Genomic DNA, 25,927 nt, shown 5'->3' with positions numbered 1-25,927 from the left:
AGCCTGGCAGCCGGGTCTGACATCAGGCGGTGGTGCTGAGGAAGGTGTGGAGGGATCTTGTGAGCGCCGTGACGAACGCGTCCTGTACCGGTGCCGGGACGAGGTCCAGGGAGAGGTACGGGTTCAGGTCCTCCAGCTCGACGAGGAGCAGCTCACCGGACGGCGCTCGGCAGGCGTCGATCCGCTGGATGCCGTGGTCGAGGGTGTTCCAGTCGACGAAGGAGCGGGCGAAGGCCAGGTCCGCCTCGGTCGGGGAGTAGGGCTCCAGCTCCCAGCGGCGGGCCGGATCGGGGGCGTACAGCGCGTACTGGAAGGCGTCGTCGACGAAGTAGAAGGACACCTCGTACGTGAAGTCGATGCGCGGCTGGATCAGCACGGCCCCGGCCGGCCCGTCCGGTGTCGCCGTGAAGTCGAGGCCGATGGAGTCGGCGCCCTGCTTCGGCTTGACGGCGTAGGTGGGGACCCGCGGCAGCTCCGCGAGCCGCGCCGGGTCGTCGATCGTCGGGATGACCGGGTGACCGGAGGCCGTCAGGTCGAGCAGGTACTGCTTGCCCGCCATGTCGCCGCGGCCGGTGAGCGGGTTGTAGACGCGGGCCCCGGTGGCGAGGGCGGCCGCGCGGAAGGAATCCCAGGCCTCCTGGTAGTGCAGGACCGGACCGCTGTTGCGGACGATCACCGCGTCGAAGCCCAGCGGCAGCATGACCTCCGCGTCGGCGGGATGGCACAGGGCCAGGTCGAAGTCGGCGCGCAGCCGGGACGTGAGGAATATGTCCTCGTCGCAGTAGCGGCGGCCGCGTGCGGGGTACGCCAGGTCGGTCACGTAGAGCAGGGGCATGAGGGCAACCTATCGCGGGCACTGATCAGCGCATGAAATACCTCGTACGGGACAAAATGCTGGCCATCGGGGACGACTACTGGATCGAGGACGAGGAGGGTCGGCACGCCTTCCTCGTCGACGGGAAGGCGCTGCGCTTCCGGGACACGCTGGAGCTGAAGGATCCGGACGGGCAGATCCTGATCACCCTGCGGGAGAAGCTGTTCACCCTGCGGGACGCGATGACGCTGGAGCGGGACGAGCGGCGGCTCGCGGTGATCCGCCGCAAAAGGCTCTCGCTGCTCCGCAACCACTTCCGGGTGACCCTCGCCGAGGGCACCGAGCTCGATGTGAGCGGGCGGATCCTGGACCGCGAGTTCAAGGTCGAGTACGACGGTGAGCTGCTCGCGCTGATCTCACGGCAGTGGTACCGGGTACGCGAGACGTACGCGGTGGACGTGGTCCGGGAGGACGCGGACGCGGCGCTGCTGATCGCGGTCGCGGTGTGCGTGATCCGGATGGTGGAGAAGGAGCGGGAGGGCGGGGTCAGTCCCGATGGTGTTCCCGGGCCGTGAGCTGCCCCTGGACGTAGGCGTCGGTCTCCGGGGAGTACGGGCCGCCGTGGTCGAACAGCAGCTCGCTGATGCGCTGCCACTCCGCGGCCTCGGCGCGGACGGACGCGTCGGCGGACTCCAGGTCGCCGGCTGCCGCCAGCACCGCCTCCAGGGTGGCCTGCGCCTCGTGGTGGGTCAGGCCGGTGGCCCGGTCCCGGACCTTCTCCCGGGCCGCGATCTCCGCGTCGGCGGGCTCGTGCGGCTCCAGGGCGGCCTCCAGCACGGCCTCTGCGTCCTCCGTCACCGCGTGCCCGCCTCTTCCTCGTGGTTGCGGCGGCCCGCGCCGCCCGTACTCCTCGTCTGCCCGCGAACCCCGCCGCCAACCGGGGTGCGCGAGGGCCCCGGGAGTCCGTCAGCGACCCAGGCGGCGGTCCTTGAGCGCCGGGAACTGGGAGCGGGTGTCGGCGACCTTGGCCGGGTCCAGGTCCACGGTGAGGACCTCCTCGCCGGGGCCGGCCTCCGCCAGGACCTCGCCCCACGGGTCCACCACCAGGCTGTGCCCGGCCTGCTCCACGCCCGCGTGGGTGCCGGCCAGCCCGCACGCCAGGACGTAGGACTGGTCCTCCACGGCGCGCGCCCGACTCAGCAGGGTCCAGTGCGAGCGGCGGCGGGCGGGCCAGCCCGCCGCGACGACCATCGTGGTGGCCCCGGCGTCGACCAGGCCGCGGAACAGCTCCGGGAAGCGCAGGTCGTAGCAGGTGGCGATGCCGAGGGTCTGCTCCGGCAGAGCCACGGTGGTCAGGGAGTCGCCGGCCGACATGAGCACGGCCTCGCCCTGGTCGAAGCCGAAGCGGTGGATCTTGCGGTAGGTGGCGGCCAGCTCGCCCGCCGGGGAGAGGACGAGGGCGGTGTTGTAGAGGGAGCCGTCGCCCGCGCGCTCGACGACCGAGCCCGCGTGCAGCCAGACGCCTGCGTCGCGCGCCGCCTTGGACATGGCCTCGTAGGTCGGGCCGTCCAGCGGTTCGGCCTCGGTCTCGAACTGCTCGTAGGCGAACGCGCCGACCGGCCACAGCTCCGGCAGGACGACAAGATCGGAGCTCTCCTGCTCCCGTACGAGTTCGGCCACGCGGGCACGTCGGGAAGACACCGACTCGCCCTCGTTCACTGCGATTTGGATCAGCGAGGCGCGCACACTACCACCGTCCTGGCGTTCAAGCCGTCAACTCGGGCCTACGATCGTCACACGAAAGCACTGCCGGGGTGCTCACCGGCAGCGTAGTTTTGGAAACTGAGTCCACAGCTTCGTGAAACGCGCCATTGAACAGCACCGCGAGGGGTCCCGTTGACCGTCCAGCCGCATCCCGCCCTCCAGCCCTATGCCGACGCGTGGACACACTCCATCGAGGCGATATCCGAGTTGGTCCTCCCGTTGCCGGAGGGGGAGTGGAACCGGGCGACGCCGTGTCCGGGCTGGTCGGTCCGTGATGTCGTGTCACACATCATCGGCATCGAGTGCGAGCAGCTCGGGGACCCGCGGCCGATCCACACGGTGGCGCGGGACCTGCGGCACGTGGTGGACGAGTTCAGCCGGTACATGGAGGTACAGGTCGACGTGCGGCGCCACCACACGGCGCCGGAGATGACCTCGGAGCTGGAGTACACCGTGATCCGGCGCTCCCGGCAGCTGCGGAACGAGAAGCGGGATCCGGCCACGATGGTGCGCGGGCCGCTCGGCGACCAGGTGACGCTGGAGCAGGCGCTGCGGCTGCGGGCGTTCGACGTGTGGATCCACGAGCAGGACCTGCGGGCGGCCCTGGGGGTACCGGGGAACTGGGACTCGCCGGGCGCGTACGTGGCCCGGGACCTCCTGCTGGCCGGGCTGCCGAAGGTGGTGGCCAAGCGGGCGGCCGCGCCGGCGAACTCGGCGGTGGTGATCGACGTGCACGGCCCGCTGGAGTTCATGCGGACGGTACGGGTGGACGCGGACGGCCGCGGGACCGTGGACAAGTCGCCGTCGCTGGGCCCCGCGGTGACCCTGACGATGGACTGGGAGACCTACGTCCGCCTGGCGGCGGGCCGGGTGCGGCCGCACACCGTCGCCGACCGGGTGAAGGTGGAGGGCGACGTGGAACTGGCGGACGCCATCCTCACGCAGTTCGCCGTGACCCCGTAACGGCACTTTCGCCGCTTCGCCCGCCGACCGGGATCCGCCCCCGTCAGACCGGCGCGCGGCCCGGTCGCGTCGGGACGGGGTCGGGGGGCGCGGCAGGGCCCGGGATCGTGGCGCGGGCGCGTTCGCGGTCGCGTTCGCGGGCCAGGGCGAGGGGGCGCAGGCGCAGGATGCTGAGGACGCCCACCGCCTCCAGCACGAAGACCGCCGAGAAGGCGATGCGGTAGTTGTCGCCGGTGGCGTCGAGCAGGATGCCCACCGTCAGCAGCGTGGTCATGGACGCGATGAAGCCGCCCATGTTCGTGATGCCGGAGGCGGTGCCCTGGCGCTCCGCCGGGTTGGCCGGGCGGGCGAAGTCGAAGCCGATCATCGACGCCGGTCCGCAGCCGCCGAGCACCAGGCACAGGGCGACCAGCAGCCACATCGGCGCCCGGTCGCCCGGGTACCCGATGACCGTCGCCCACAGCAGGGCGGTGAGGCCGACCGTGCCCAGGGCGAGCGGGATCCGCGCGGACTGGCGGCGTCCGACGATCTGGCCGTAGACCAGCCCGAGCGCCATGTTCGAGGCGACGACCAGCGTCAGCAGGCCGCCCGCGGTGGTCCGCGACAGCCCCTGCGCCTCCACCAGGAACGGCATTCCCCACAGCAGCAGGAACACCATCGCGGGGAACTGCGTGGTGAAGTGCACCCACAGGCCGAGTCGGGTGCCCGGTTCGGCCCAGGACTCGCGGATCTGGCGGCGCACGAAGCCCCCCGAGGCCCTCGGAGCGCCTGTGGGCCCGTAGCCCTCCGGGTGGTCCCGCAGGAACAGCACCAGCGGCACCAGGACCACCAGCCCCGCCAGCGCGCTGCCCGCGAACGCGGCCGTCCAGCCGACCCCGTGCAGGACCGGGGCGAGGACGAGGGTGGAGACGAGGTTGCCCGCCATGCCCACCAGCCCGGCCAGCTGCGCCATCAGCGGCCCGCGCCGGGCCGGGAACCAGCGGGTGCCCAGGCGCAGCACCGAGATGAAGGTCATCGCGTCGCCGCAGCCCAGCAACGCCCGCGCCGCGAGCGCCGTCCCGTAGGAGGGCGACAGGGCGAAGCCGAGTTGGCCGACGGTGAAGAGCACCGCGCCCAGGGTCAGGACCTTCTTGGTGCCGAGCCGGTCGACCATCAGGCCCACCGGGATCTGCATGCCCGCGTAGACGAGCAGTTGGAGGAGGGAGAAGGTGGCCAGCGCCGAGGCGTTCACGTGGAAGCGGTCCGCGGCGTCCAGGCCGGCCACGCCCAGGCTGGTACGGAAGATCACCGCCACGAAGTAGACGGCGACGCCGATGCCCCACACGGCGACGGCACGGCGGCCGCCCGGCGGGTCGGCGGGTATGCCGGGGGAGGCGTTCACCGGCCCGGCCCCCGTACCAGGGCCTCGACCCGGCCGATGTGCCCGCGGACCGCCTCGGCCGCCGCCGCCGCGTCCCCGGCGCGCAGCGCGTCCAGGATCTCGGCGTGCTCGGCGAGGGTGCGGTCCAGCCGTTCGGGGTGGGCGTGCAGGAGGGCCACGCCCATCCGCAGCTGCCGGTCGCGGAGTTGGTCGTAGAGCCGGCACAGGATCTGGTTCCCGGCGTTGCGCACGATCTCGGCGTGGAAGCCGCGGTCGGCGGCCATCATCGCGGCGAGGTCGCCCGCGTCGGCGTGCCGGCGCTGTTCGTCGAGCAGGGCGGCGAGCCGGTCCAGCAGGCCCGGTGGCGCCGGTACGGCTCTGCGCACGGTGAACTCCTCGACCAGCATCCGGGTTTCGAGGACGTCGGTGATCTCCTGCGCGGAGACCTGGAGGACCAGCGCCCCCTTCTTCGGATACAGCTTGAGCAGCCCCTCGGTCTCCAGCCGCAGCAGCGCCTCGCGCACGGGCGTACGGGAGACTCCGACGGCCGCGGCCAGTTCGCCTTCGGTCAGGAGGGTGCCGCCTTCGTAGCGACGGTCGAGCACCTCCTGCTTGACGTGCTGGTAGACGCGTTCGGCGGCGGTCACGGCAGGGGCGGGGACGGGCATGCGCACAGGATAGATACAACAGAGGTGCACGCCGTGCCGGGTCCAGGATGTGGACCCGGAGGGCCTCGGGGCCCCAGGGTGTGGACTGCGGGCCTCCCGCTGCATCGAAGGATGTACGGCGCCTTCGTCCGGCCGCAGGACGTACGGGGCCCCGCGCCCCGGGACGCTGAAGTCATGACCGACACCCTGCTCGCGCCGGCGGCGGAGAAGGCCACCAGGCTCCCGCTCCTGGACGTCCTGCGCGGCGCCGCCATCCTCGGCACGCTCATGACCAACGTCTGGATCTTCACCTCGCCCGGCTCGGAGTGGGGGGTGCTCCAAGGCGCTCTGAAGCCACCGGACCCGATCGCCGACCCCTCCGCCGCCCACCTCGCCGAGAGCGTCTTCCGCTTCCTCGCCGACGGAAAGTTCCTGGCCCTGCTGACGGTGCTGTTCGGGGTGGGCCTGGCCATCCAGTTCGACTCCGCCGCCCGCCGCGGCGACCCCTGGCCCGGCCGCTACCCGCGCCGCGCCGCCTTCCTCTTCGTCGAGGGCACCGTCCACTTCGTGCTCGTCTTCGCCTGGGACGTGCTCATGGGGTACGCCGTCACCGCGCTCCTCGTCGCCTGGCTCCTGGCCCGCTCCGAGAAGGTCCGCGGGTGGGTCATGTGGACGGCCGGCGGCCTGCACCTGGCGCTGATCGCCCTGCTGACCCTCGACTCGCTGAGCCGGCCCGCCGGAGCCCCCAAGATCCCGGACCCGGCCGCCGTCGAGCTGTACGCCCACGGCGGCTACGCCGCCCAGGTCGCCTTCCGGCTGGAACACTTCCTCGCCCTGCGCATCGAGCCGATCATCACCTTCGGACTGCTCGTGTTCCTCTTCCTCCTGGGGGTGCGGCTGCACCGCGCGGGCGCCTTCACGGCCACCGCCGAGGGCCACCGCATCCGGACCCGGCTGGCCACCTGGGGCCTGGGCCTCGGTCTGCCGCTGAACGCCGCGACCACCCTCGGCGGCTCCGACCTCTACCTCCTGGGCCGCTACGGCGCCGCCCCGCTGCTCGCCCTCGGGTACATCGGCCTGATCGGCGTCGCCCTCGACCGGCGGTGGATCCCGGCCCCCGTGCGGACCGCCCTCGGCTCCGTCGGCCGTACCGCCCTGTCCTGCTACGTCGTCCAGAACCTGCTCTGCGTGCTGCTCTGCTACGGCATCGGGCTCGGCCTGGCCGAGCGGCTCGGCGGCAGCGGCCCCTGGTGGGTGATGGGCCTGTGGGCCGGCGTGAGCCTGACCCTGGCCGCCGGGTCGTGGCTGTGGCTGCGCCGCTTCGACCACGGCCCCCTGGAAGCCGTACAGCGCACGGTCCTCAGGCCCCGCCGGTGACGGCCGGCACCTCCACGTCCAGCACGAACTCGTCGTACGGGGCCTCGTCCGGGTAGGGCGGCCGGACCTGCGCGAAGCGGATCCGGGCCCGGCCCCCGCCCGGGGGCCGCGCCCGGACCACGTAGGTCCGCTCCACCGGGGCCCCCGGCAGCGGGACCGCCCCGGGGGCGGGCGGGGGCGCGGGGGCCTGCGCCACCGTCACCACGTCCGCGTCCCCGGTGACCTGCCAGGTCCACACGTACCCCCGCGCCCCGCGGCCGGCGAGCCGCAGCTCGTACGGCTCGTCCGGGCCCAGCACGATGCTCCGTACCTCCACGCCCGCCCGGTCCTCTCAGACGGGGCCGATCACCGACCCCTCGTGCCAGCCCGCGCCGTCGCGCCAGTAGTGCTGGAGGCGGCGGTCGGTGCGCAGGACGATGACTTCCAGGTTGAACCCGAAGCTGCCCTGGAGCATCCCGGTGACCGAGGCGACGTCGTGCCCGAACACCGCGCCGCGCCGCCACGGTGAGCCGCCCGCGTTGCCGCGCCACCAGTGCTCGACCTGCCCGCCGGCGACGGCCACGCACAGCTCGTAGTTCCCCGCGGTGTCCTCGTCGGCGGCCCCGAACTGCCCCTCGATCAGGCAGGGCGCGGAGACGGCCGGGGTGCCGCTGCCGAAGATCTCCCCGGCCCGCCAGGTGAAGCCGTTCGGATCGTCGCGCCACCACAGCTGCATGCGGCCGTCGGTGAGGGTGGCGACGAGGTCGAGGTGGCGGGCGCGGGTCTGGACGAGGGCGGGCCCGTAGTGGGCGATGCCGGAGCCGAACCGGCCGCCGTCGTTCCAGGTCCAGGGGGCGCCGTTGATCCGCCACCAGTGGTTGAGACGGCCGTCGGCGGTCCGGACGACCACCTCGAAGTTGCCCGGCTTGCCGTAGTCGCTCTGGATGAACGCGGGGGTCGTACCGGCCGCCGCGTCGCCCGGCCCGAAGACGCCGCCGTCGCGCCAGACGGCCGCGGACTGCTCGTAGTACCAGTGGCGCAGCCGGCCGCCCGTGGTCACGTGCAGGGACTCCATGTTGCGGTTGTAGGTGGTGCCGGTGAAGGCGGGCTGGCCGGAGGCGTCGGTGGCGAAGGTGCCCGCGCGGGCCCAGGCGAACGGGGAGTCGCCCTCGCGCCACCAGTGCTGGAGGCGGCCGCCGGGGGCGGTGGCGAGGAGCTCGAAGTTGCGGTGGGCGCGGCCGTTGCCGCTCTCGTAGACGTTGCCGGTGTGCAGCCGGCGCTTGGTCCACGGGTCGGGGTTGGTGCCGCGCAGGCCGCACTTGGCCCAGTGGTCGATGTCGACCTCGCCGTAGGCGATCCGGCCGTAGCCGCCGACGTGGTAGCCCGTCCCCCAGGAGTTCTTGAACAGCCAGCAGCCGGCCGCGTCGTCGTAGCCGACGACCAACACGCAGTGGCCGCCCGCGAGACGGTCGCTCGTACGGTGGTACACGCCGGAGCCGAGGGCGAAGAAGTCGTCGTAGACGTCGAAGCAGGCGGTCAGCGGGCCGACGGTGTCCAGCCAGACCTTCTGCTGCTCCACGTCGCCGAGCCGTACGTAGTCGGTGATCCGCACGGTCCGGCCGGACCGGTCCCAGCTCGGCGTGTACTCGGCGCGCCAGGCGTCACGGCGGGCGGCCGGCAGCCCGTCGGGCGGGGTGCTGTACGGCCAGCAGTCCGGGTCGGCGAGCCCGCCGTTCGCCTTGATCCAGTCGAGGGCGGTCTCCGGGTTGCTGCCCTGGCCGCAGCTGAAGCGCAGGCCGTCGTGGACGTCCCCCTCGGAGCGCTCCGCCCAGACGTCGTGCTCGATCCGGACCATGGACTCCACCAGGCCGGTGGCGCCGAAGGCCCAGCAGGAACCGCACGGGTTCTGGTCCTTGACCTTGGTGATCCAGGGCCGGCCCCAGCGGTTGCGCCAGTCCACGGCGGCGGGCCGGGCTCCGACCGACGGCCCCCGGACCCCGGGCAGCAGCCCGTGGGCGGCCCGGCGTCGGGTCAGGTGCGGATTGCCGCTCGGGTGGCCGATGATCCCCGGGAGATCGATCACCCCGGCCTCCTCGGCGGTGGTCAGGTTCGCCCCGGGCTCCAGACCGAGCGAGGGCCGCGGCAGGGGCTCCTCGTCGGCGAGATGCTCCAGGACCGACCAGCGCGCCCCCCGCGCGACGAGCCGCGCGCGCAACTCCCCCACCGACTGGACAGACTCCTCCGGCATGGCGGCCCCCCAGCTGCAACCGTTCGGATCCAAGACCCGGGAGCGTCTCCCCGGCGCTCGGGGGCGTCAAGGGGGTCCGCACGGTCGCGCGGTGGCACGAGGGGGCGTGCCGCGCCACGGGTCCCGCGGACGCGGCGGGCGGCGATACGCAGTTGTGATCCACGAAGGATGCGGACGCGCATACGATCCGATCATGAACGCCTTGTCCGTGGACACCACCTCGTCGAACTATGCCGCCGGACAGGTCTTCGGATTGCTCACGGTCGCCCTCATGGCCGTCACCGCCCTCTGGGTCCTCAGCAAGCCCTGGCGCGACGCCGTGGGCCAGACCGCCCTCTCGCCGACCGCGCGCGCCGCGCTGCGGGCCAAGCCCTACCGCGTGGTCATCGAGCGACGTTCGTGATCGTCCTGTTCGTCGGGGTGCGGGCCGCCGCGATGGTCTGACGGTCGGCGGGGTTCAGCCGTCCAGCGAGAGCGCGTTCTTGGCGCGGGTCACGGATTCCTCGGAGGCGGGTCCGCCCGGGTTCTCCGTCGCCAACGCCTGGTTGAGGTCCACGAAGGGCCGCATCCGCTCCTCGTAGCGGGCGTACGCGGCGAGGTGGTCCCCGCAGGAGCGCGCGAGGGAGTCCGCCAGCACGTGGGCGCCCACGAGGGCCAGGCTCGTGCCCTGCCCCGAGAGCGGGGAGGGGCAGTAGCCGGCGTCCCCGAGCAGGGTGACCCGGCCGTGCGACCACCGGTCCATGCGGATCTGGGCCATGGCGTCGCAGTAGAAGTCGGGCGCCTCGCGGGCGGCCTCGGCCAGACGGGGCCCTTCCCAGCGCAGGGACGCCAGCCTGTCGACGACGATCCGCCGCAGGGCCTCGGGGGTGCGAAGCTCGGGGGCGAGGGGGGCGGACTCGAAGCCGAAGGCGACGCGCAGTTCGGTGTTGTCGCGTACGGGCATGATGCCGAAGCCCATGTCCGCGTCCCGCAGCCACATCTGCCAGTCCTCCAGTCCGAGGAAGTTGTCCGCGCCGAACACGGAGAGGTAGCTGCCCAGGTGGTGGGCGTAGGGCTCCTCGGGCCCGAAGGCCAGGCGCCGCACGGTGGAGTGCAGGCCGTCCGCCCCGACGACGAGGTCGAAGGTGCGCGGCGCCGCGTGCGCGAACTCCACCCGCACCCCGTCCTCGTGCTCCGCCAGCCCGGTGACGGTGTCGCCGAAGAGGTACTCGACGTCCGCGCGGGTGTGTTCGTGGACCATCCGCACCAGATCCTCGCGCAGCACCTCGATGTCCTCACCGTCGAGCCGGCCGCTGCTGTAGGTCGCCTCGGTGGAGCGGCCGACCTCGGTGCCGTCGGGACCGAGGATCGACATGCCGCGCATCCGGGTGCGTACGCGGCTCGCCCGCGCCAGCAGGCCCATGCGCTCCACCACGTCGAGGGCGACTCCACGGATGTCCACGGCCTGCCCGCCGCCGCGCACGCCCGGGGCGCGTTCGACGACGGTGGGCTCGAAGCCGTGGCCGCGCAGGAGGTGGGCGAGGACGGGACCCGCGATGCCGCCACCGGAGATGAGTACGGTCCGCATGAGAAGCTCCTTGAGTGGTTCGTACGCTGTACGCAGACTGAATGTACGACGTACGCTCAGGGCTCTCAACAGGCAAAAAGCCAAGCCTGTACTAGTTCAGCACCGTGCCGGCAGGCATCACCCCTGCTACCCTCTGCACTAGTACAGAAGAGAAGGGCGGCAGAACGTGACGCGGACCACAGGCGGGGCGGGCTCGGCGGGCTCGGCGGGCGATCCGCCCTACCTGCGCATCGTCGCCGCGATCCGGCGGCGCATCGCGGACGGGGAACTCGCGCCCGGGGACCCCGTGCCCTCCACCCGGCGGATCGCCGCGGAATGGGGCGTCGCGCTCGCCACCGCCACCAAGGCCCTGACCACCCTGCGCCTGGAGGGCCTGGTCGAGGCCCGCCCCCGGATCGGCACGGTCGTCGCCGGACGCACCCCCGCCGCACCGGACCGCCGGCGCCCCTCGCCCGCCGCCCCGGACACCGAACCGGAGCTGACCCTCGACCGGATCGTCCGCGCCGCCGTCGAGATCGCCGACGCCGAAGGACTCGCGGCGCTCTCCATGCGCGGTGTCGCGGCCCGCCTCGGCGTCGCGCCGATGTCGACCTACCGGTACGTCACCGGCAAGGAGGACCTGGTCCTCCTCATGGCCGACGCCGCCTTCGGCGAGGAGTCCCCCGCCGACGCCGCCGCCGACTCGGCCGTCGGCCCCCATGACTGGCGGGCACGCGTCGAGGTGGGCGCCCGGACCCTGTGGCGGCTCTACCGCAAGCACCCGTGGCTGGCGCGGGTCGGCTCCCTCACCCGCCCGCTGCTGGTGCCCAACCTGCTGGTCCACGGCGAGTGGATGCTGGGCGCCCTCGACGGCCACGGACTCGACCCGACCACGCACTTCGACCTCCACGTCCTGATCTACAGCCATGTGCACGGCCTGGCGGCGCACCTGGAACTGGAGGCCGACGCCGAGGCCGCCACGGGCCAGTCGGAGGACCAGTGGATGGACAGCCGCGCCCCCGTCCTGCGGGAACTGGTGGACTCCGGCCGTTTCCCGACCTTCGCCAAGGTGGTCGGATCCTTCGAGGACGGCTACGACCTGCGGCTCGACGCGCTGTTCGAGCTCGGCCTGCGGGCCCTCCTCGACGGCCTGACCCCCGCCGTCGAAGGCCGCGGACGCTCCCTCGGCCCCGGTCCGGGGCCCGTATAGGCTCGGGCCGTATGGGGACCTGGATCGCGCCGAGCGCCATCGAGAGAGAGCTGTACGAGGCCAAGACCGCCGGCGACTGGGCCGCGTACTTCGACGTACTGGCCCGGACTCCGCTGTACGTGGCGCAGTCCCGCAAGCGGTCCGACGCGCATCCCGACTCGGTGTTCTTCCACGCCACCCCGGACCGGACGCTTGTCGTCCACACCGCCGGCATGCTGCCCGCCCCCACCCCCGAGACGGTCTACGAGTCCCGGAGCCTGGGCTGGTTCGCCAAGGTCTGGAACGCCGACGACCCCGCCTTCCTCGCCGTGAACCCGCGGTCCCCCGCCGAGGCCTACCTCACCACCGCCCCCGCCGACCTGGCCCGCTGGCACGCCCACGCGGACGCCGCCCCGCACTACGGCCTGCCCGAGGGCAAGGTCCACGCCCTGTTCACCGGCGGCCCGCTGCACGGGCCCGTCGCCCACGGACTCGCCGTCGGCGGCCATCTCGCCGTGACGAACGGCGAGTTCTGGAACTCCCTCGCCTACCACGGCAGCGGCTACCAGTACGAGCGCCGCCGCGTCGCGAAGAGCTGGAGCATCACCGACCGGCCCGACTGGCTCGCCACCCTGGACACCCTGCTGGACCGCGGGATGGTCAGCCCCGTCTGGGAGTACGCCCTGCGCGTGCGGCGCGCCCTCGCCTCCGACTTCGCCGGGCCGGTGGACATCGAGCACTGGCGGCACGCCACCGAGGCGAGCCTGCGCCGCAACGTCGAGCGCGCCGCCGAACCGCAGCTCACCCCCGACGGGGTCACCGTCGCCCGGCCGCGCCCGGCCGCCGAGGTCGAGGGCGAGATAGCCGGCGTCAAACGCCTCATCGGCCGGATCGCCCGCTACGAGCAGCGCTTCCGGGCCGACGGACTGCTCCCCGAGGACGGCTGGGTCCGCTCGGTGGAGGGCTGGGACATCGGCCGGGCCTCGCAGATGGCCCGCTGGGGCGTCGGTTGCCGCTACGGGACCGTCGAGGAGGCCGAGAAGGCCGTACTGCGCGCCGGGGAGGCCGCGCGCGACACGTACCGCTCCTGGGCCGACTTTTCCGCCGGGTACGTCCTCGGCCGGTGCCTGCACTTCGACGAGGAGGAGTTCGGCACCTGGTACACGACCGCCCTCGCCGCCCACCTCGCCCTGACGACCGACCCGGCCAGCCCCTGGCTCAACATCCCTTGGAAATAGGGCCTGGAAGTAAGGCCTGGAAGGAGGGCTCGTCCATCCGTACGGCGCCCGACCTCGGGTAGTCGACGGCCTCGGCCGGGAACCGGCGGCAGGCCACCGACCCCCCGACTAGCCTCGCCACCATGACTGTTGAGCTGAACGAAACCGTGCGAGGGCTGCTGGACGCGCCGCACCCCGCCGTCCTGTCGACCATCAACCCCGACGGAAGCCCGCAGAGTTCGGTGATCTGGGTGACCCGCGACGGCGGTGACCTGCTGGTCTCCACCGAGCGGGGCCGCCGCAAGGAGCGCAACATCCTCCGGGACGGTCGGGTCGGACTGACCGTCTTCGACCTGGCCAACCCCTTCCGCTACGTGGAGATCCGCGGCACGGCCACCGTGACCGAGGACGTCGGCCGGGCGGTGGCCGTGCGCATCGCCGAGGAGTACATGGGCCCGGGCGCCGGCAAGGAGTACGCGGACGCCCCGGCGGAGGACGTCCGGGTGGTCGTCCGCATCACCCCGACCAAGGTCCTCGGCAACGCGGCCGTGTAAGGCCGCCTCGCCGCCGCGGCCCGGTCTCGCCGGGGCCACCCGGTCACCCCTCAGGGCAGTTCGGACCGGACCGCGGCCCAGGCGTCGACCGCCCGCGCCGACGGGTCGGCGTCCGTGAGGTGGGGCCGGACGAGCACCAGCCACGGGATCAGGCTCTTGATCCGCCGCAGATGCCGGATCCGGTGGTACGGGAGGTCCCGCCAGACCCGGCCCTGCGCCGCGGCCTGCTCCGGCCCCAGGTCCATCAGCGCCAGCAGTTCCCGGCACAGGGCGGCCGGGTCACCGCCCCGCTCCGGGCCGAACCGCTCGATCAGGTAGACCTGTACGGAGGCCAGCTCGGGCGCCCGCAGCAGATCGGGCCCGCCCTCGGCCCGCGCGCAGCGGTGGGTGGCGGCCAGCGCGATCCGGCCCCAGCGCAGCCGGATCCCGTCCGGCAGCCGCTCGTCGCGCATCCGCACGCCGGCCAGGACCCGCAGGGTCCGCGGGTGCGGTTCGTCCCGCAGCGGCGGGTCGGTGGCCAGCCAGGCCTCCAGCTCCTCCAGCGCGTGCCCGTCGGGCGGCACCGAGGTCAGCACCTGCCCCCGGACGAGCAGCGCGACCATGGCGCCCGCGAGGTGGACCTTCGCGATGTGCCCGGCCTCGAAGGAGCCGACGGCCCGCCCGTGGCGCTCGATGCGGCGCAGGCCGATCCGGGACTCCCCGACGGCGTAGACCTGTCCGGCCCGCGCCACCCCGCCGACGCACCGGACCACGCACACGCCGCCCGTGACGTCGGCCTCCTCGACGGAGTACACCTGCAGTTCGGCGATGGACACCCGCACCCCCTTCCCCGGGCGGAGGTTACCTCCCGGGGCGTCCGGACCCGCTCACGGGGAGCCCCGGAGGTGTCCGCGGGCACGCGGTCGCGGCGGCCCGGTCACTCCTGCGGTGCCACGACGCGTTCCAGGACCCGCGCGTACTCCCGCAGGCGCCGCCGGAAGGGCTCCGGCGAGCCCGACGAGGGCATCAGGAGCCCCGGAAGGAACGCGACCCGCCACATCAGGAACACCTCGTGGAGCGACCGCCCGCCGCCGGGCCCGCCCCACGCGCCCAACGCGCCGATCACCTCCGCGATCTCCGGGGCCCCGCACTCCACGTCGTCGCCGCCGCGCAGGGCCGCCACCCCCACCAGCGCCTGGAGGAGACGCGCCAGCTGGAGGTCGGCGCCCATCCGGGCCGTCCGGCGCACCGCTTCCGGTCCGCCGAGGTCCGGGGTGTACTCCTCGATGCATCCCGACCACATCAGCAGACCGGCCGGCGGAACCTCGTGCTCCCGCAGGTACCCGAGCCCGTCCATGACGGCCATCGACTCGGCGTGGAACGCACCCAGGCGCCGCACCACGTCCAACGTCCGGTCCAGCTCGCCGCGGTGACGCGCCACGAACTCGCCCACGGACACCGCTTCCAGCACCGCGCCGCACTCGACGAGGCCACCGAGGGGTCCGAAGACCTCGCGGACCAGGGTCGTCTCCGATGCCACGGGTGCCGCGCCCCCTCCCTCCGCCATCGCCCTTCTCCTTCCGACATCAGGCCGATGGCCGGCCTCCGCGGGGGAGACCGGCCATCGGGTGGGGCGTCGTGCGTGCCGCTACGACCAGGTGATCAGGCGGCGGGGGTGCTCCAGGACCGACGCGATGTCGGCCAGGAAGCGGGAGCCCAGCTCGCCGTCGATCAGACGGTGGTCGAAGGACAGCGCCAGGGTGGTGACGTGGCGCGGCTTGACCTTGCCCTTGTGGACCCACGGCTGGAGCTTGATCGCACCGACCGCGAGGATCGCGGACTCGCCCGGGTTCAGGATCGGCGTACCGGTGTCGACGCCGAAGACGCCGACGTTGGTGATGGTGATGGTGCCGTTCTGCATGTCCGCCGGGGAGGTCTTGCCGTCGCGGGCCGTGGCGACCAGCGCGGACAGGGACTCCGACAGCTCGCCCAGGGTCTTGGCGTGCGCGTCCTTGATGTTCGGGACGATCAGCCCGCGCGGGGTGGCCGCCGCGATGCCCAGGTTCACGTAGTGCTTGAGCACGATCTCCTGGGCCGCCTCGTCCCAGGACGCGTTGACGTCCGGGTTGCGGCGGATGGCCACCAGCACGGCCTTGGCGATGAGCAGCAGCGGGTTGATCCGCAGCCCCGCGAGGTCCGGGTCGGCCTTGAGCTCCTGGACCAGCTTCATCGTGCGCGTCACGTCGAAGGTGATGAACTCGGTGACGTGCGGCGCGGTGAAGGCCGAGCCGACCATGGCCTGCGCGGTGACCTTGCGGACGCCCTTGACCGGGATACGGGTCTCCCGCGCCGCGGCGTCGACCGCGGGGGCCGCGGCCACCGCGACCGGTGCGGCCACGGCTGCCGGGGCGGCGGCCGGAGCCGCCGCGGGGGCGGACGCCTGCGGGGTGATCGCCGCGGCGGCCGCCGCGTGGACGTCCTCCCGGGTCACGACCCCTCCGTCGCCGGTGGGGACCACCGAGGCCAGGTCGATGCCGAGGTCCTTGGCGAGCTTGCGCACCGGCGGCTTGGCCAGCGGCCGCTCACCGCTCGGCTGCGCCGGGACCGCAGGGAGCGGCGCCGGCGCGGCCGGAGCCGCGGGGGCGGCCACCGGGGCCGCCGTACCGTTCTGCGCGGCCACGGCGGGCGCCGGGGCGGCCTTGCGCGGGCGGCGCTTGGTGGAGGACTCGGAGACCCCGTAGCCGACCAGGACGGGCTGGCGGGCGGCCGGGGCCGGCTCGGCGGCGGCCGGAGCCGCCTCCACCGCGGCGGCGACGGGGGCCGGGGCCTCCGCCTCGCCGGTCTGCACCGAGATGATGACCTGGCCGACGTCGACCGTGGTGCCCTCCTCGAAGAGGAGCGCGTGCACGACACCGTCGAACGGGATCGGCAGTTCCACGGCGGCCTTGGCCGTCTCGACCTCGCACACGACCTGACCGTCGGTGACCGTGTCACCGGGCTGGACGTACCACTTGAGGATCTCGGCCTCGGTGAGGCCCTCGCCCACATCGGGCATCTTGAATTCGCGGATGGTCATGACGCGGGTCTCCTAGTACGCCAGCGAGCGGTCGACGGCGTCGAGCACCCTGTCCAGGCCGGGCAGGTACTCGTCCTCCAGGCGGGCCGGCGGGTACGGGGCGTGGAAACCGCCCACGCGCAGGACCGGCGCCTCCAGGTGGTAGAAGCACCGCTCCGTGATGCGAGCGGCGATCTCCGCGCCCACGCCGAGGAAGACCGGCGCCTCGTGGACCACCACGAGCCGACGGGTCTTCTCGACCGAGGTCTGGATCCCGTCGAAGTCGACCGGGGACATCGAGCGCAGGTCGAGGACCTCCACCGACTTGCCCTCCTCGGCCGCCGCGGCCGCCGCCTCCAGGCAGACCTTCACCATCGGGCCGTAGGCGGCCAGGGTGACGTCCGAGCCCTCACGGCTCACCCGCGCCTTGTGCAGCTCACCGGGGATGGCGTCGAAGTCGACCTCGCCCTTGTCCCAGTAGCGGCGCTTCGGCTCGAAGAAGATCACCGGGTCGTCGCTGAGGATCGCCTGCTGGAGCATCCAGTAGGCGTCGCTCGCGTTCGACGGGGAGACCACCTTGAGGCCCGGCACGTGCGCGAAGAGCGCCTCGGGGGACTCGCTGTGGTGCTCGACCGCGCCGATGCCGCCCGCGTACGGGATGCGCACGACGACGGGCATCTTGACCTTGCCCAGGGCGCGGGCGTGCATCTTCGCGAGCTGCGTGACGATCTGGTCGTACGCGGGGAAGACGAACCCGTCGAACTGGATCTCCACGACCGGCCGGTACCCGCGCAGCGCCAGGCCGATGGCGGTGCCGACGATGCCCGACTCGGCGAGCGGGGTGTCGATGACCCGCTCCTCGCCGAAGTCCTTCTGCAGACCGTCGGTGATCCGGAAGACGCCGCCGAGCTTGCCGACGTCCTCACCCATGATCAGGACCTTGGGGTCCTGCTCCAGCGCCTTGCGCAGCGACTCGTTGAGCGCCTTGGCGATCGACATCTTTTCGACAGCCATCAGTGACCCTCCTCGAAGGACGCGAGGTAGGCGGCGAACTGGGCGCGCTCCTCGTCGACGAGCGCGTGCCCGTCCGCGTAGACGTTCTCGAAGATCGCCATGGTGTCCGGGTCGGGCATGGCGCGCACGGCCTCGCGCACGCGCTTGCCCATCGCCTCGCTCTCCGCCTCCAACTCGGTGAAGAACGCCTCGTCGGCGCCCCCGGTGGCCAGCAGGTGGGCCTTCAGGCGCAGGATCGGGTCCTTCGCCTCCCAGGCCGCCGTCTCCTCGTCCCGCCGGTACTTCGTCGGGTCGTCGGAGGTGGTGTGGGCGCCCATGCGGTAGGTGAACGCCTCGACCAGGGTCGGGCCCTCGCCGCGGCGGGCGCGGTCCAGGGCCCAGCGGGTCACGGCCAGGCAGGCCAGCACGTCGTTGCCGTCGACGCGGACGCCCGGGAAGCCGAAGCCCTGCGCGCGCTGGTAGAGCGGCACGCGCATCTGGCGCTCGGTCGGCTCGGAGATCGCCCACTGGTTGTTCTGGCAGAAGAACACCACGGGGGAGTTGTAGACGGCGGAGAAGGTGAACGCCTCCGCGACGTCACCCTGGCTGGACGCGCCGTCGCCGAAGTAGGCGATGACCGCGGAGTCCGCGCCGTCCTTGGCCACACCCATCGCGTAACCGGTCGCGTGCAGCGTCTGCGAGCCGATCACGATCGTGTAGAGGTGGAAGTTGTTGGTGTTCGGGTCCCAGCCGCCGTGGTTCACGCCGCGGAACATGCCGAGCAGGTTGGTCGGGTCGACCCCGCGGCACCAGGCCACGCCGTGCTCGCGGTACGTCGGGAAGACGTAGTCCTCGTCGTTCAGCGCCCGGCCGGAGCCGATCTGCGCGGCCTCCTGGCCCAGCAGCGAGGCCCACAGGCCCAGCTCGCCCTGACGCTGCAGGGCGGTCGCCTCACCGTCGAACCGACGGGTCATGACCATGTCGCGGTACAGCCCGCGCAGGTCCTCGGTGGTGATGTCGGCGACGAAGGGGGCGAACTCGGCGTTCTCCGCGTTGTCGACGCGGTCCCCTTCGGGCGTCAGCAGCTGTACGAGCTGAGGTACGGCGTCCTGCGTCTGCGCGGTGGCAGCGGCGGGCTTGGCGGCGGCGTTCGCCGCGCCTGCCGCCCGCTTGGTGCCGCTGCTGCGTCGCGGCTTGCGCGCGGCAGTGCTCTCCACGGTCACGTGTGCTCCTCCGTCGGTCCGGCACCCGGGTTCTCCGGGGTCCAGTGCGGCTCACCTGTATCCGTAACGAGCGCACGGGGTGGGTGCGCGTCGCGTACGGGGATTCAGGCGTGACAGGTGTCCCGGCGAGTGCCCTGCGCAATGCACGTTACCCAGTGCGCCGCATAACTGCGAAACCCCGTTTGACCTGCGTTTTTGCTTGGATTTCCTAGTAAAAACGCAGCAACGGGAACAACCACTGGTCACAGCCTTGCAGGGGCCGGGAACAACGGCACGTTATCCCGGGTAACTCCGGCAGGGAAGGGGTGAGTGTGTGAAACTGACTTCGTGCGCGAAGACGGAAAAATCAAGGTATTCCTCCTGGACGACCACGAAGTGGTACGTCGGGGCGTCCACGAGCTCTTGTCGGTCGAAGAGGACATCGTGATCGTCGGCGAGGCAGGTACCGCCGCGGACGCCTTGGTGCGCATCCCCGCCACCCGTCCCGACGTGGCCGTCCTCGACGTCCGCCTCCCCGACGGCAGCGGTGTCGAGGTCTGCCGCGAGGTCCGCTCGCAGGACGAGGACGTCAAATGCCTGATGCTGACCTCCTTCGCCGACGACGAGGCGCTGTTCGACGCGATCATGGCCGGCGCCTCCGGTTACGTGCTCAAGGCGATCCGCGGCAACGAGCTGCTGAGCGCCGTGCGCGACGTGGCCGCCGGTAAGTCGCTGCTCGACCCGATCGCCACCGCCCGCGTACTGGAGCGGCTGCGCGACGGCGGCAGGACCGGCCGGGGCGACGACCGCCTCGCGAACCTCACCGAGCAGGAGCGGAAGATCCTCGACCTGATCGGCGAGGGCCTGACCAACCGCGTCATCGGCGAGCGGCTGCACCTGGCCGAGAAGACGATCAAGAACTACGTCTCCAGCCTGCTCTCCAAGCTGGGCATGGAGCGCCGCTCCCAGGCCGCCGCCTACGTGGCCCGCCTGCAGGCCGAGCGCCGCTAGCGCCGCTGACCCCACCGCTCGCCCGCCGCATCGTGGTGGGCGGAGGGCCGGTCGCGGGAATGCATTCCGGTTATCGATTCCGCATTTCGTCGGGGGCCCGGTCTTCGATCTCGCACGCACGTGCGCGCGTCGCTCTGATGCCCGCTCACGCGGATACGGAGATACCGGGATACCCGGATACGTGGACGGGCCCGGCGGAATTGATTCCGCCGGGCCCGTCCACGCAATCCGTCTCACTCCTCCGAGTTGGTGCCGCCACCACCGGGACCACCGGCGGCGCCGCCCGCGGCGGCCTCCCCCGTGGGCTTCGTCGACGGAGACGTCGAGGGCTTCGGCGACGTGCTCGTCGTGGGCTTCGTCGACGTCGTGGCGGTCGGCGAGGTCGTACCCGTCGGCGAGTGCGTCGCGCTGGGCGTCGGCGACTGACTGAAGCTCTGCTGGCGGCTACGGGTCGGCGCGGGCGAATTGTCGTTCGTGGCCGGAGTGTTGTCCTGCGTCTGCGGAGGCTGGGTGAGGTTCGGGGAGGCGGACTGGCTCGGCTGACCGCCCGGGGTGCTCTGGTTGGTCTCCGGCTTCTTCTTGTCGCCCTGGCCCACGGTGTTGACGGCGTAGGCCACGCCGCCCATGACCGCGACGATCGCGAGGACCGCGAACAGCCACCCCTTCCAACGGCTGCCGCCACGCTCTTCGTAGGGCTCGTACCCGTCGTAGCCGCCGTTGCCGGCCTGGCCGTGGCCGCCGGGGAACGCGGAGCCGTCGTCCGGGTTCAGCGACGGCACCATCGGCTGCTGGAACTGCGAGGTCGAGGCGTGCGCCCCGTACGGCTGCTGACCGCCGTTCCCGGGCAGGGGCATGGCCGTGGTGGGAGAGGCGCCGCCCCGACCGTGCGGCAGGGTCATGGTGACCGGACCGGTGCTCCAGGTGCCGGTGTTCGGCCCCTGGTCGTGCAGCATCTGGAGGGCGTACTGGACCAGCCCGCGCATCTCCTCGGCGCTCTGGAACCGGTCGTCCGGGTCCTTGGCGAGGGAGCGCATGACCAGGCCGTCGAGCTCCTGCGGGAGATGGCGACCCTCCGGCAGTTGCGAGGGCGGCACCGGCGCGTCCTGGACGTGCTGGTAGACCACCGACAGCGGGGTCTCCCCGGTGAACGGGGGACGCAGCGCGAGCAGTTCGTAGAGCAGACAGCCGGTCGCGTACAGGTCGGAGCGGTGGTCGACGGCCTTGCCGAGGGCCTGCTCGGGCGACAGGTACTGGGGGGTGCCCATGACCATGCCGGTCTGGGTCATCGTCGACTGGGCGCCGTGCAGGGCGCGGGCGATGCCGAAGTCCATCACCTTGACCGCGCCGGTCTCGGTGATGATGACGTTCGCGGGCTTGATGTCGCGGTGCACGATGCCGTGCTGGTGCGAGTACGCGAGGGCTTCGAGGACGCCCGAGGTGATGATGAGCGCCTGCTCGGGGCCCGGGGCCTCGGCGCTGAGCAGGAGGTCGCGGATGGTGCGGCCCTCGACGAGCTCCATGACGATGTACGGGACGGTGTTCGGGCCGACCCGGTCCTCGCCCGAGTCGTACACGGCGACGACGGCATGGTGGTTGAGTCCGGCGACGGACTGCGCCTCGCGCGTGAAGCGGGCCTTGGACACCGGGTCCTCGGCGAGGTCCGCGCGCAGCAGCTTCACGGCGACCGTGCGGCCCAGGCGCACGTCCTCGGCCGCGAACACCTCGGCCATGCCGCCGCGGCCCAGCCGGTGCGTCATCCGGTAACGGCCGTCGCCCACCAGGCCGCCGGCGCCCCAGTGCTCAGGACCATCGGTCATCCCGGCGCCGTTTCCATCGGGTTCGGGTGCCATCAGTCCTCGCCGTCGTATCTCTCGGCCGCCGCTCTACGGTCGTCCTCTTCGTCGGTGCTCCGGTGAACGCTACAGCCTCGGAACCGGTCACCGTTCGGACAAGGCCGCCTGTGCACGTGTGGTCACGGAACGGGCACCTGGCTTGACGTGTGCTTGCCCTGCGGCAGACTGGGCGCCATATGCGCCCGGCCAGCGGCGTGGGGACACATCCCGAGGGGAAGCAACAGTCATGAGCCAGGACGGCACTCAGGGCCAGTACGCGGGCGGCTCTCTGGCCGGTGGCCGTTACCAGCTAAGGGACTTGCTGGGTGCGGGCGGCATGGCCTCCGTGTACCTGGCGTACGACTCCGCCCTCGACCGGCAGGTCGCCATCAAGACGCTGCACAGCGACCTCGGCCGCGAGCAGTCCTTCCGCGAGCGGTTCCGCCGCGAGGCCCAGGCTGTAGCGAAACTGTCGCACACGAACATCGTCTCGGTATTCGACACCGGCGAGGGCGAAGTGACGTTCGGCGGTGCGGCCGCGGGCGACGGTGCGGTGATGCCGTACATCGTCATGGAGTACGTGGAGGGCCGGCCGCTGGGCTCGGTGCTGGAGGAGGACATCCGCCAGTACGGCGCCATGCCGGCCGACAAGGCGCTGAAGGTGACGGCCGACGTGCTGGCCGCGCTGGAGACCAGTCACGAGATGGGCCTCGTCCACCGCGACATCAAGCCCGGCAACGTCATGGTGAACAAGCGTGGCGTGGTCAAGGTGATGGACTTCGGCATCGCCCGCGCCATGCAGTCGGGGGTCACCTCGATGACGCAGACCGGCATGGTCGTCGGCACCCCCCAGTACCTCTCGCCCGAGCAGGCGCTGGGGCGCGGGGTCGACGCCCGTTCCGACCTCTACTCGGTCGGCATCATGCTGTTCCAGCTGCTGACCGGACGGATCCCGTTCGACGCCGACTCGCCGCTGGCCATCGCGTACGCCCACGTGCAGGAGGAGCCGGTCGCCCCGTCCTCCGTCAACCGGTCGCTGACCCCGGCGATGGACGCGCTGGTGGCGCGGGCCCTGAAGAAGAACCCGAACGAGCGTTTCCCCACGGCCGCGGCCATGGGGGACGAGGTCGCGCGCGTCCTGGGCTCCGGGCAGACCGGTGCGCCGGTCATCATCCAGGGCCAGGCCCCCCTGAGCAGCGGCGCGGGCGTGGCCTCAGCCGTGTTCCCACCGGTGGAGTCCGGCTACCAGACGCCCCCGCAGTCGGTGCAGCAGCCGTACCAGGCCCCGCACACCCCGACGCCGGCCCCGTACGCGCCGACGCCGGCCCCGCAGCAGCACGCGCAGGGCGGCTACGCCTACCCGCACACGCCGGCGCCGCAGCAGCAGTACGCGCCGCAGACCCCGCCGCCGTACACGATCTCCCCGGCCACGCCGGGCACGACCGCGTCCTCCGACGGCGGCAAGCGGAACATGCCGGTGCTCGTGGGCGCCATCGCGGTGGCGTTGCTGGCCGTCGGCGGTCTGATCGCGGCGATCTCCATGAACGGCGACGACAAGGACAAGGACGCGACTGCGGACCCGGGCGCCTCCACGTCCGCCTCCGCCTCCGCCAAGGCCGGGTTCAAGGGGCCGGACACCACGCGCACGATCGACCCGAAGAAGTGCACGGAGCCGGTGAAGCACTACAGCGAGTCCGGCAAGTACATGGCCCCGGACTTCAAGTACAAGAACCTGCTCTCGGTGAAGGAGTGCATCCAGGCCTCGGGCGGCAGGTACAAGATCGAGACGAAGGACGAAGCCGTGTACGGCAAGGACACGGTGCTGTTCCAGACCCCGGCCGCCGGCGACAAGATCGACAAGGAAGGCACGGAGTTCACGCTGACCGTGTCGACCGGCAACCCCGAATAGCACGACGGACACCGCCGCACGGCGGCGCGGCAGGCACCGCGGTCCGACACACCGGCATCCCGGGCACCCCGATGGGGCGTCCGGGATGCCGCTTTTACCCCACTATGTAAATCTGGGCGCATATCTCTGACGCGCAGCGAGCAGCTCGTGGCTCGGGACGGGAGGGGCTCCCCGTGATCCAAGGCTTCCGCCCGCCGCACTGGCTGGCCTGCGCGGCCCTGGCGGCCGCCGCGCTCGCGCCCACGGCCTCCGCGTACGCCGGCCCCTTCCTCACCCTGTCCCGGCACGTCGCCTCGCCGGCCTCGCCCGCCTCACCCCTGCCACCCGACGACCTCTACGAGGAACTGGCCGGCAGCCTCGCCGGCGTCGGCCGCGAGCACCCCGGGCGGCCGGCGGGCGAGCCCGCCGACCCGGAGTTGGTGATCGCCTCCCGGCCCCTGCCACCGGTCCATCCGCGCACCGAGTCCACCGCCCGGCCGAGCACCACCCCCACCGCCCCCACCGCCCCCACCTCCGCCGGCACCGCCGTCGCCGCCCCGAGCCCGCCGTCCGCCGTGGTCACCACCCTCGGCGGCGGAACCAACGACCGGGCCGCCGACCTGGCCGCGCACATACTGCCGCTCGGCACCGGATTCGCCCTGATGGGCCTCGGTCTCGGCTACCTCGGGGTGCGCCTGCGCCGCGGGATCTGAGCACCCCCGGGGTCCGCCCCGGGCCGGCGTCCCCCTTACGGCGTACACCTCAGGATGGTTGCAGGGAGTGAACATACTCGGTATACATACCGAGTATGTCGATCCGTCACGGGCTACTCGCCCTGCTGGAACGGGGTCCTCGGTACGGCTCCCAGCTACGCACCGAGTTCGAATCCCGCACCGGCTCCACCTGGCCCCTCAACGTCGGGCAGGTGTACACGACCCTCGCCCGTCTCGAACGGGACGGCCTCGTCGCCCCGGACGGCGAGGACGCCGCCGGCCACACCCTCTACGCCATCACCGACGCCGGGCGCACCGAGCTGTTCCAGTGGTACGAGCGCCCCGTCGACCGGGCCAACCCGCCCCGCGACGAGCTGTCCATCAAGCTCGCCATGGCCGTGGGCGCACCGGGCGTGGACATCCGCTCCGTCATCCAGTCCCAGCGCCACGCCACGATCAAGGCGATGCAGGACTACACCCGGCTCAAGGCCACGGCGCTCGCCGCGGTCGAGAGCGGCCGGTCCCGCGAGCGGGACGACGTGGCCTGGCTCCTCGTCCTGGAACAGCTGATCTTCCAGACGGAGGCCGAGGCCCGCTGGCTCGACCACTGCGAAGCCCGGCTCGTCCGGCTCTCCCTGCCGGCCGACCGGAGAGCCGCCGAAGCCGAACCACCCCAGGCCGCCGCGGCCGAGACCCCGGCCCCGCCCACCACCGACCGGCCCTGGCGTACCGCTCGTACGCGTCGTGGCTGAACCACCGTTCCAGGGGGGACACTCCATGCCTGACCAGCCCCAGTCCCAAGCCCAGCCCCAGTCCCGGCCCCGGGCCCAGCAGCCCGTACTGCAGTTGGACCGACTCGTCCGCACGCACGGCAGCGGCGCCACCGAGGTGCACGCCCTGCGGGGGATCGACCTCTCCGTGTTCCCCGGCGAACTCGTCGCCGTCATGGGCCCCTCCGGCTCCGGCAAGTCCACGCTGCTCACCCTCGCCGGCGGCCTCGACACCCCGAGCAGCGGCCGGGTGATCGTCGAGGGCACCGACATCACCACCGCGAGCCGCAAGCAGCTGGCCGCCCTGCGCCGCCGCAGCATCGGGTACGTCTTCCAGGACTACAACCTCATACCGGCCCTCACCGCCGCCGAGAACGTGGCACTGCCCCGGGAACTCGACGGGATCTCCGCCCGCAAGGCCCGCGCCTCCGCGGTCGCCGCGCTGGAGGAGATGGGCCTCGGTCAGCTCGCCGACCGCTTCCCCGACGAGATGTCCGGCGGCCAGCAGCAGCGCGTGGCCATCGCACGCGCCCTGGTGGGCGACCGCCGCCTGGTCCTCGCCGACGAGCCGACCGGCGCCCTCGACTCCGAGACCGGCGAGTCCGTCCTCGCCCTGCTGCGCGCCCGCTGCGACGCGGGCGCGGCCGGGATCCTCGTCACGCACGAGCCGCGGTTCGCCGCCTGGGCCGACCGCGTGGTCTTCCTGCGCGACGGCAGCGTGGTCGACGAGACCCTGCGCAGCCACGCCGACTCGCTCCTCTCCGGGCAGGCGGCCGGCCAGTGACCTCTCCGCTCCAAGGCTGGTACCACTCCTGGATCGCGGCCC

General features: G+C 72.5%; 26 protein-coding genes. 12 read left to right on the top strand and 14 right to left on the bottom strand.

Features of this window, described 5'->3' with window-relative positions; translation table 11 throughout:
- Positions 1-22 precede the first annotated feature (22 nt).
- A complete protein-coding gene (locus tag ACGFYY_RS18525) occupies positions 23-835 on the bottom strand; it encodes a hypothetical protein (protein WP_393710564.1) in 813 nt (270 codons plus the stop codon).
- Between the two features lie 32 nt (positions 836-867).
- Between ACGFYY_RS18525 and ACGFYY_RS18520 the strand changes: the two genes are divergently transcribed.
- Entirely contained in the window at positions 868-1,389 is a 522-nt protein-coding gene (locus ACGFYY_RS18520) for an LURP-one-related/scramblase family protein (protein WP_393710562.1), read from the top strand.
- Here the strand turns inward: ACGFYY_RS18520 and ACGFYY_RS18515 are convergent.
- Both ACGFYY_RS18515 and ACGFYY_RS18510 read right to left on the bottom strand, forming a co-directional pair.
- Positions 1,361-1,672 carry a hypothetical protein gene (locus ACGFYY_RS18515; protein WP_393710560.1) on the bottom strand — a complete coding sequence of 104 codons (312 nt, stop codon included), beginning with the start codon at positions 1,670-1,672 and terminating at the stop codon, positions 1,361-1,363. The two genes, ACGFYY_RS18520 and ACGFYY_RS18515, sit on opposite strands and share 29 nt — an antisense overlap.
- A gap of 108 nt (positions 1,673-1,780) precedes the next feature.
- On the bottom strand, positions 1,781-2,560 hold the full coding sequence (locus ACGFYY_RS18510; RefSeq protein WP_365269882.1) for a carbon-nitrogen family hydrolase: 780 nt from the start codon (positions 2,558-2,560) through the stop codon (positions 1,781-1,783).
- Between the two features lie 150 nt (positions 2,561-2,710).
- On the opposite strand from ACGFYY_RS18510, the gene ACGFYY_RS18505 reads away from it, so the two are divergent.
- Positions 2,711-3,541: a maleylpyruvate isomerase family mycothiol-dependent enzyme gene (locus ACGFYY_RS18505; RefSeq protein WP_393710558.1), complete on the top strand. Its 831-nt coding sequence runs from the start codon at positions 2,711-2,713 to the stop codon at positions 3,539-3,541.
- Positions 3,542-3,584: 43 nt separating this feature from the next.
- On the opposite strand, the gene ACGFYY_RS18500 is transcribed toward ACGFYY_RS18505, so the two are convergent.
- A complete protein-coding gene (locus ACGFYY_RS18500; RefSeq protein ID WP_393710556.1) occupies positions 3,585-4,922 on the bottom strand; it encodes a nitrate/nitrite transporter in 1,338 nt (445 codons plus the stop codon).
- Positions 4,919-5,569 (bottom strand): GntR family transcriptional regulator, encoded by a 651-nt coding sequence (locus ACGFYY_RS18495; RefSeq protein ID WP_365269888.1) that lies wholly within the window; start codon positions 5,567-5,569, stop codon positions 4,919-4,921. Before ACGFYY_RS18495 ends, ACGFYY_RS18500 begins: the two co-directional genes overlap by 4 nt.
- 174 nt (positions 5,570-5,743) lie before the next feature.
- Between ACGFYY_RS18495 and ACGFYY_RS18490 the strand changes: the two genes are divergently transcribed.
- Complete coding sequence (locus ACGFYY_RS18490; protein ID WP_393710553.1) at positions 5,744-6,925, top strand: DUF418 domain-containing protein; 1,182 nt, start codon at positions 5,744-5,746, stop codon at positions 6,923-6,925.
- Here the strand turns inward: ACGFYY_RS18490 and ACGFYY_RS18485 are convergent.
- Together ACGFYY_RS18485 and ACGFYY_RS18480 are read right to left on the bottom strand one after the other, a co-directional pair.
- Positions 6,909-7,241, bottom strand: a complete 333-nt coding sequence (locus tag ACGFYY_RS18485; RefSeq protein ID WP_393710551.1) for a protease inhibitor I42 family protein — start codon at positions 7,239-7,241, stop codon at positions 6,909-6,911. The two genes, ACGFYY_RS18490 and ACGFYY_RS18485, sit on opposite strands and share 17 nt — an antisense overlap.
- A gap of 15 nt (positions 7,242-7,256) precedes the next feature.
- Positions 7,257-9,152, bottom strand: coding sequence for a C1 family peptidase (locus ACGFYY_RS18480; RefSeq protein WP_365269897.1), 1,896 nt, complete (start codon positions 9,150-9,152; stop codon positions 7,257-7,259).
- Positions 9,153-9,345: 193 nt separating this feature from the next.
- Between ACGFYY_RS18480 and ACGFYY_RS18475 the strand changes: the two genes are divergently transcribed.
- Positions 9,346-9,555, top strand: a complete 210-nt coding sequence (locus ACGFYY_RS18475) for a hypothetical protein (RefSeq protein WP_393710549.1) — start codon at positions 9,346-9,348, stop codon at positions 9,553-9,555.
- A 54-nt stretch (positions 9,556-9,609) separates the two neighbouring features.
- Here the strand turns inward: ACGFYY_RS18475 and ACGFYY_RS18470 are convergent, their stop codons facing one another.
- The gene (locus ACGFYY_RS18470) at positions 9,610-10,719 is read right to left on the bottom strand and encodes an FAD-dependent monooxygenase (protein WP_393710547.1); all 1,110 of its coding nucleotides are present in this window, start codon (positions 10,717-10,719) and stop codon (positions 9,610-9,612) included.
- Positions 10,720-10,885: 166 nt separating this feature from the next.
- Between ACGFYY_RS18470 and ACGFYY_RS18465 the strand changes: the two genes are divergently transcribed.
- From ACGFYY_RS18465 to ACGFYY_RS18455, 3 genes are all read left to right on the top strand, one after another.
- Positions 10,886-11,908: a TetR/AcrR family transcriptional regulator C-terminal domain-containing protein gene (locus ACGFYY_RS18465; RefSeq protein WP_393710545.1), complete on the top strand. Its 1,023-nt coding sequence runs from the start codon at positions 10,886-10,888 to the stop codon at positions 11,906-11,908.
- 11 nt (positions 11,909-11,919) lie between these two features.
- Entirely contained in the window at positions 11,920-13,125 is a 1,206-nt protein-coding gene (locus ACGFYY_RS18460; protein ID WP_365269907.1) for a DUF1266 domain-containing protein, read from the top strand.
- Positions 13,126-13,247: 122 nt separating this feature from the next.
- Entirely contained in the window at positions 13,248-13,658 is a 411-nt protein-coding gene (locus tag ACGFYY_RS18455) for a PPOX class F420-dependent oxidoreductase (RefSeq protein ID WP_393710542.1), read from the top strand.
- A 50-nt stretch (positions 13,659-13,708) separates the two neighbouring features.
- On the opposite strand, the gene ACGFYY_RS18450 is transcribed toward ACGFYY_RS18455, so the two are convergent.
- The 5 genes from ACGFYY_RS18450 to pdhA all read right to left on the bottom strand — a co-directional run bounded on the left by ACGFYY_RS18450 (position 13,709) and on the right by pdhA (position 18,908).
- On the bottom strand, positions 13,709-14,473 hold the full coding sequence (locus ACGFYY_RS18450; RefSeq protein ID WP_393710540.1) for a hypothetical protein: 765 nt from the start codon (positions 14,471-14,473) through the stop codon (positions 13,709-13,711).
- Positions 14,474-14,574: 101 nt separating this feature from the next.
- A complete protein-coding gene (locus ACGFYY_RS18445) occupies positions 14,575-15,204 on the bottom strand; it encodes a hypothetical protein (RefSeq protein ID WP_393710538.1) in 630 nt (209 codons plus the stop codon).
- An 81-nt stretch (positions 15,205-15,285) separates the two neighbouring features.
- On the bottom strand, positions 15,286-16,713 hold the full coding sequence (locus ACGFYY_RS18440; RefSeq protein WP_393710536.1) for a dihydrolipoamide acetyltransferase family protein: 1,428 nt from the start codon (positions 16,711-16,713) through the stop codon (positions 15,286-15,288).
- A 12-nt stretch (positions 16,714-16,725) separates the two neighbouring features.
- The gene (locus tag ACGFYY_RS18435) at positions 16,726-17,706 is read right to left on the bottom strand and encodes an alpha-ketoacid dehydrogenase subunit beta (protein ID WP_030755115.1); all 981 of its coding nucleotides are present in this window, start codon (positions 17,704-17,706) and stop codon (positions 16,726-16,728) included.
- Positions 17,706-18,908, bottom strand: coding sequence for a pyruvate dehydrogenase (acetyl-transferring) E1 component subunit alpha (gene pdhA / locus ACGFYY_RS18430; protein ID WP_033214801.1), 1,203 nt, complete (start codon positions 18,906-18,908; stop codon positions 17,706-17,708). Before pdhA ends, ACGFYY_RS18435 begins: the two co-directional genes overlap by 1 nt.
- A 327-nt stretch (positions 18,909-19,235) precedes the next feature.
- Here pdhA and ACGFYY_RS18425 point away from each other — a divergent pair, with 327 nt between their 5' ends.
- Positions 19,236-19,898 (top strand): response regulator, encoded by a 663-nt coding sequence (locus tag ACGFYY_RS18425; RefSeq protein WP_393710533.1) that lies wholly within the window; start codon positions 19,236-19,238, stop codon positions 19,896-19,898.
- Between the two features lie 233 nt (positions 19,899-20,131).
- Here the strand turns inward: ACGFYY_RS18425 and ACGFYY_RS18420 are convergent, their stop codons facing one another.
- Entirely contained in the window at positions 20,132-21,748 is a 1,617-nt protein-coding gene (locus ACGFYY_RS18420) for a protein kinase (protein ID WP_365272283.1), read from the bottom strand.
- A 229-nt stretch (positions 21,749-21,977) separates the two neighbouring features.
- Between ACGFYY_RS18420 and ACGFYY_RS18415 the strand changes: the two genes are divergently transcribed.
- From ACGFYY_RS18415 to ACGFYY_RS18400, 4 genes are all read left to right on the top strand, one after another.
- On the top strand, positions 21,978-23,639 hold the full coding sequence (locus ACGFYY_RS18415; RefSeq protein ID WP_393710530.1) for a protein kinase: 1,662 nt from the start codon (positions 21,978-21,980) through the stop codon (positions 23,637-23,639).
- 173 nt (positions 23,640-23,812) lie between these two features.
- Positions 23,813-24,331: a hypothetical protein gene (locus ACGFYY_RS18410; protein ID WP_393710528.1), complete on the top strand. Its 519-nt coding sequence runs from the start codon at positions 23,813-23,815 to the stop codon at positions 24,329-24,331.
- Between the two features lie 95 nt (positions 24,332-24,426).
- Entirely contained in the window at positions 24,427-25,083 is a 657-nt protein-coding gene (locus ACGFYY_RS18405; protein WP_393710526.1) for a PadR family transcriptional regulator, read from the top strand.
- Positions 25,084-25,108: 25 nt separating this feature from the next.
- Positions 25,109-25,885 (top strand): ABC transporter ATP-binding protein, encoded by a 777-nt coding sequence (locus ACGFYY_RS18400; RefSeq protein ID WP_393710524.1) that lies wholly within the window; start codon positions 25,109-25,111, stop codon positions 25,883-25,885.
- The last annotated feature ends 42 nt before the right edge of the window (positions 25,886-25,927 follow it).

Origin of the sequence: Streptomyces sp. NPDC048331 (genome assembly GCF_043201215.1) — a bacterium.
Lineage (GTDB): Bacteria > Actinomycetota > Actinomycetes > Streptomycetales > Streptomycetaceae > Streptomyces.
This window is presented reverse-complemented; position numbering and strand designations above follow the sequence as displayed.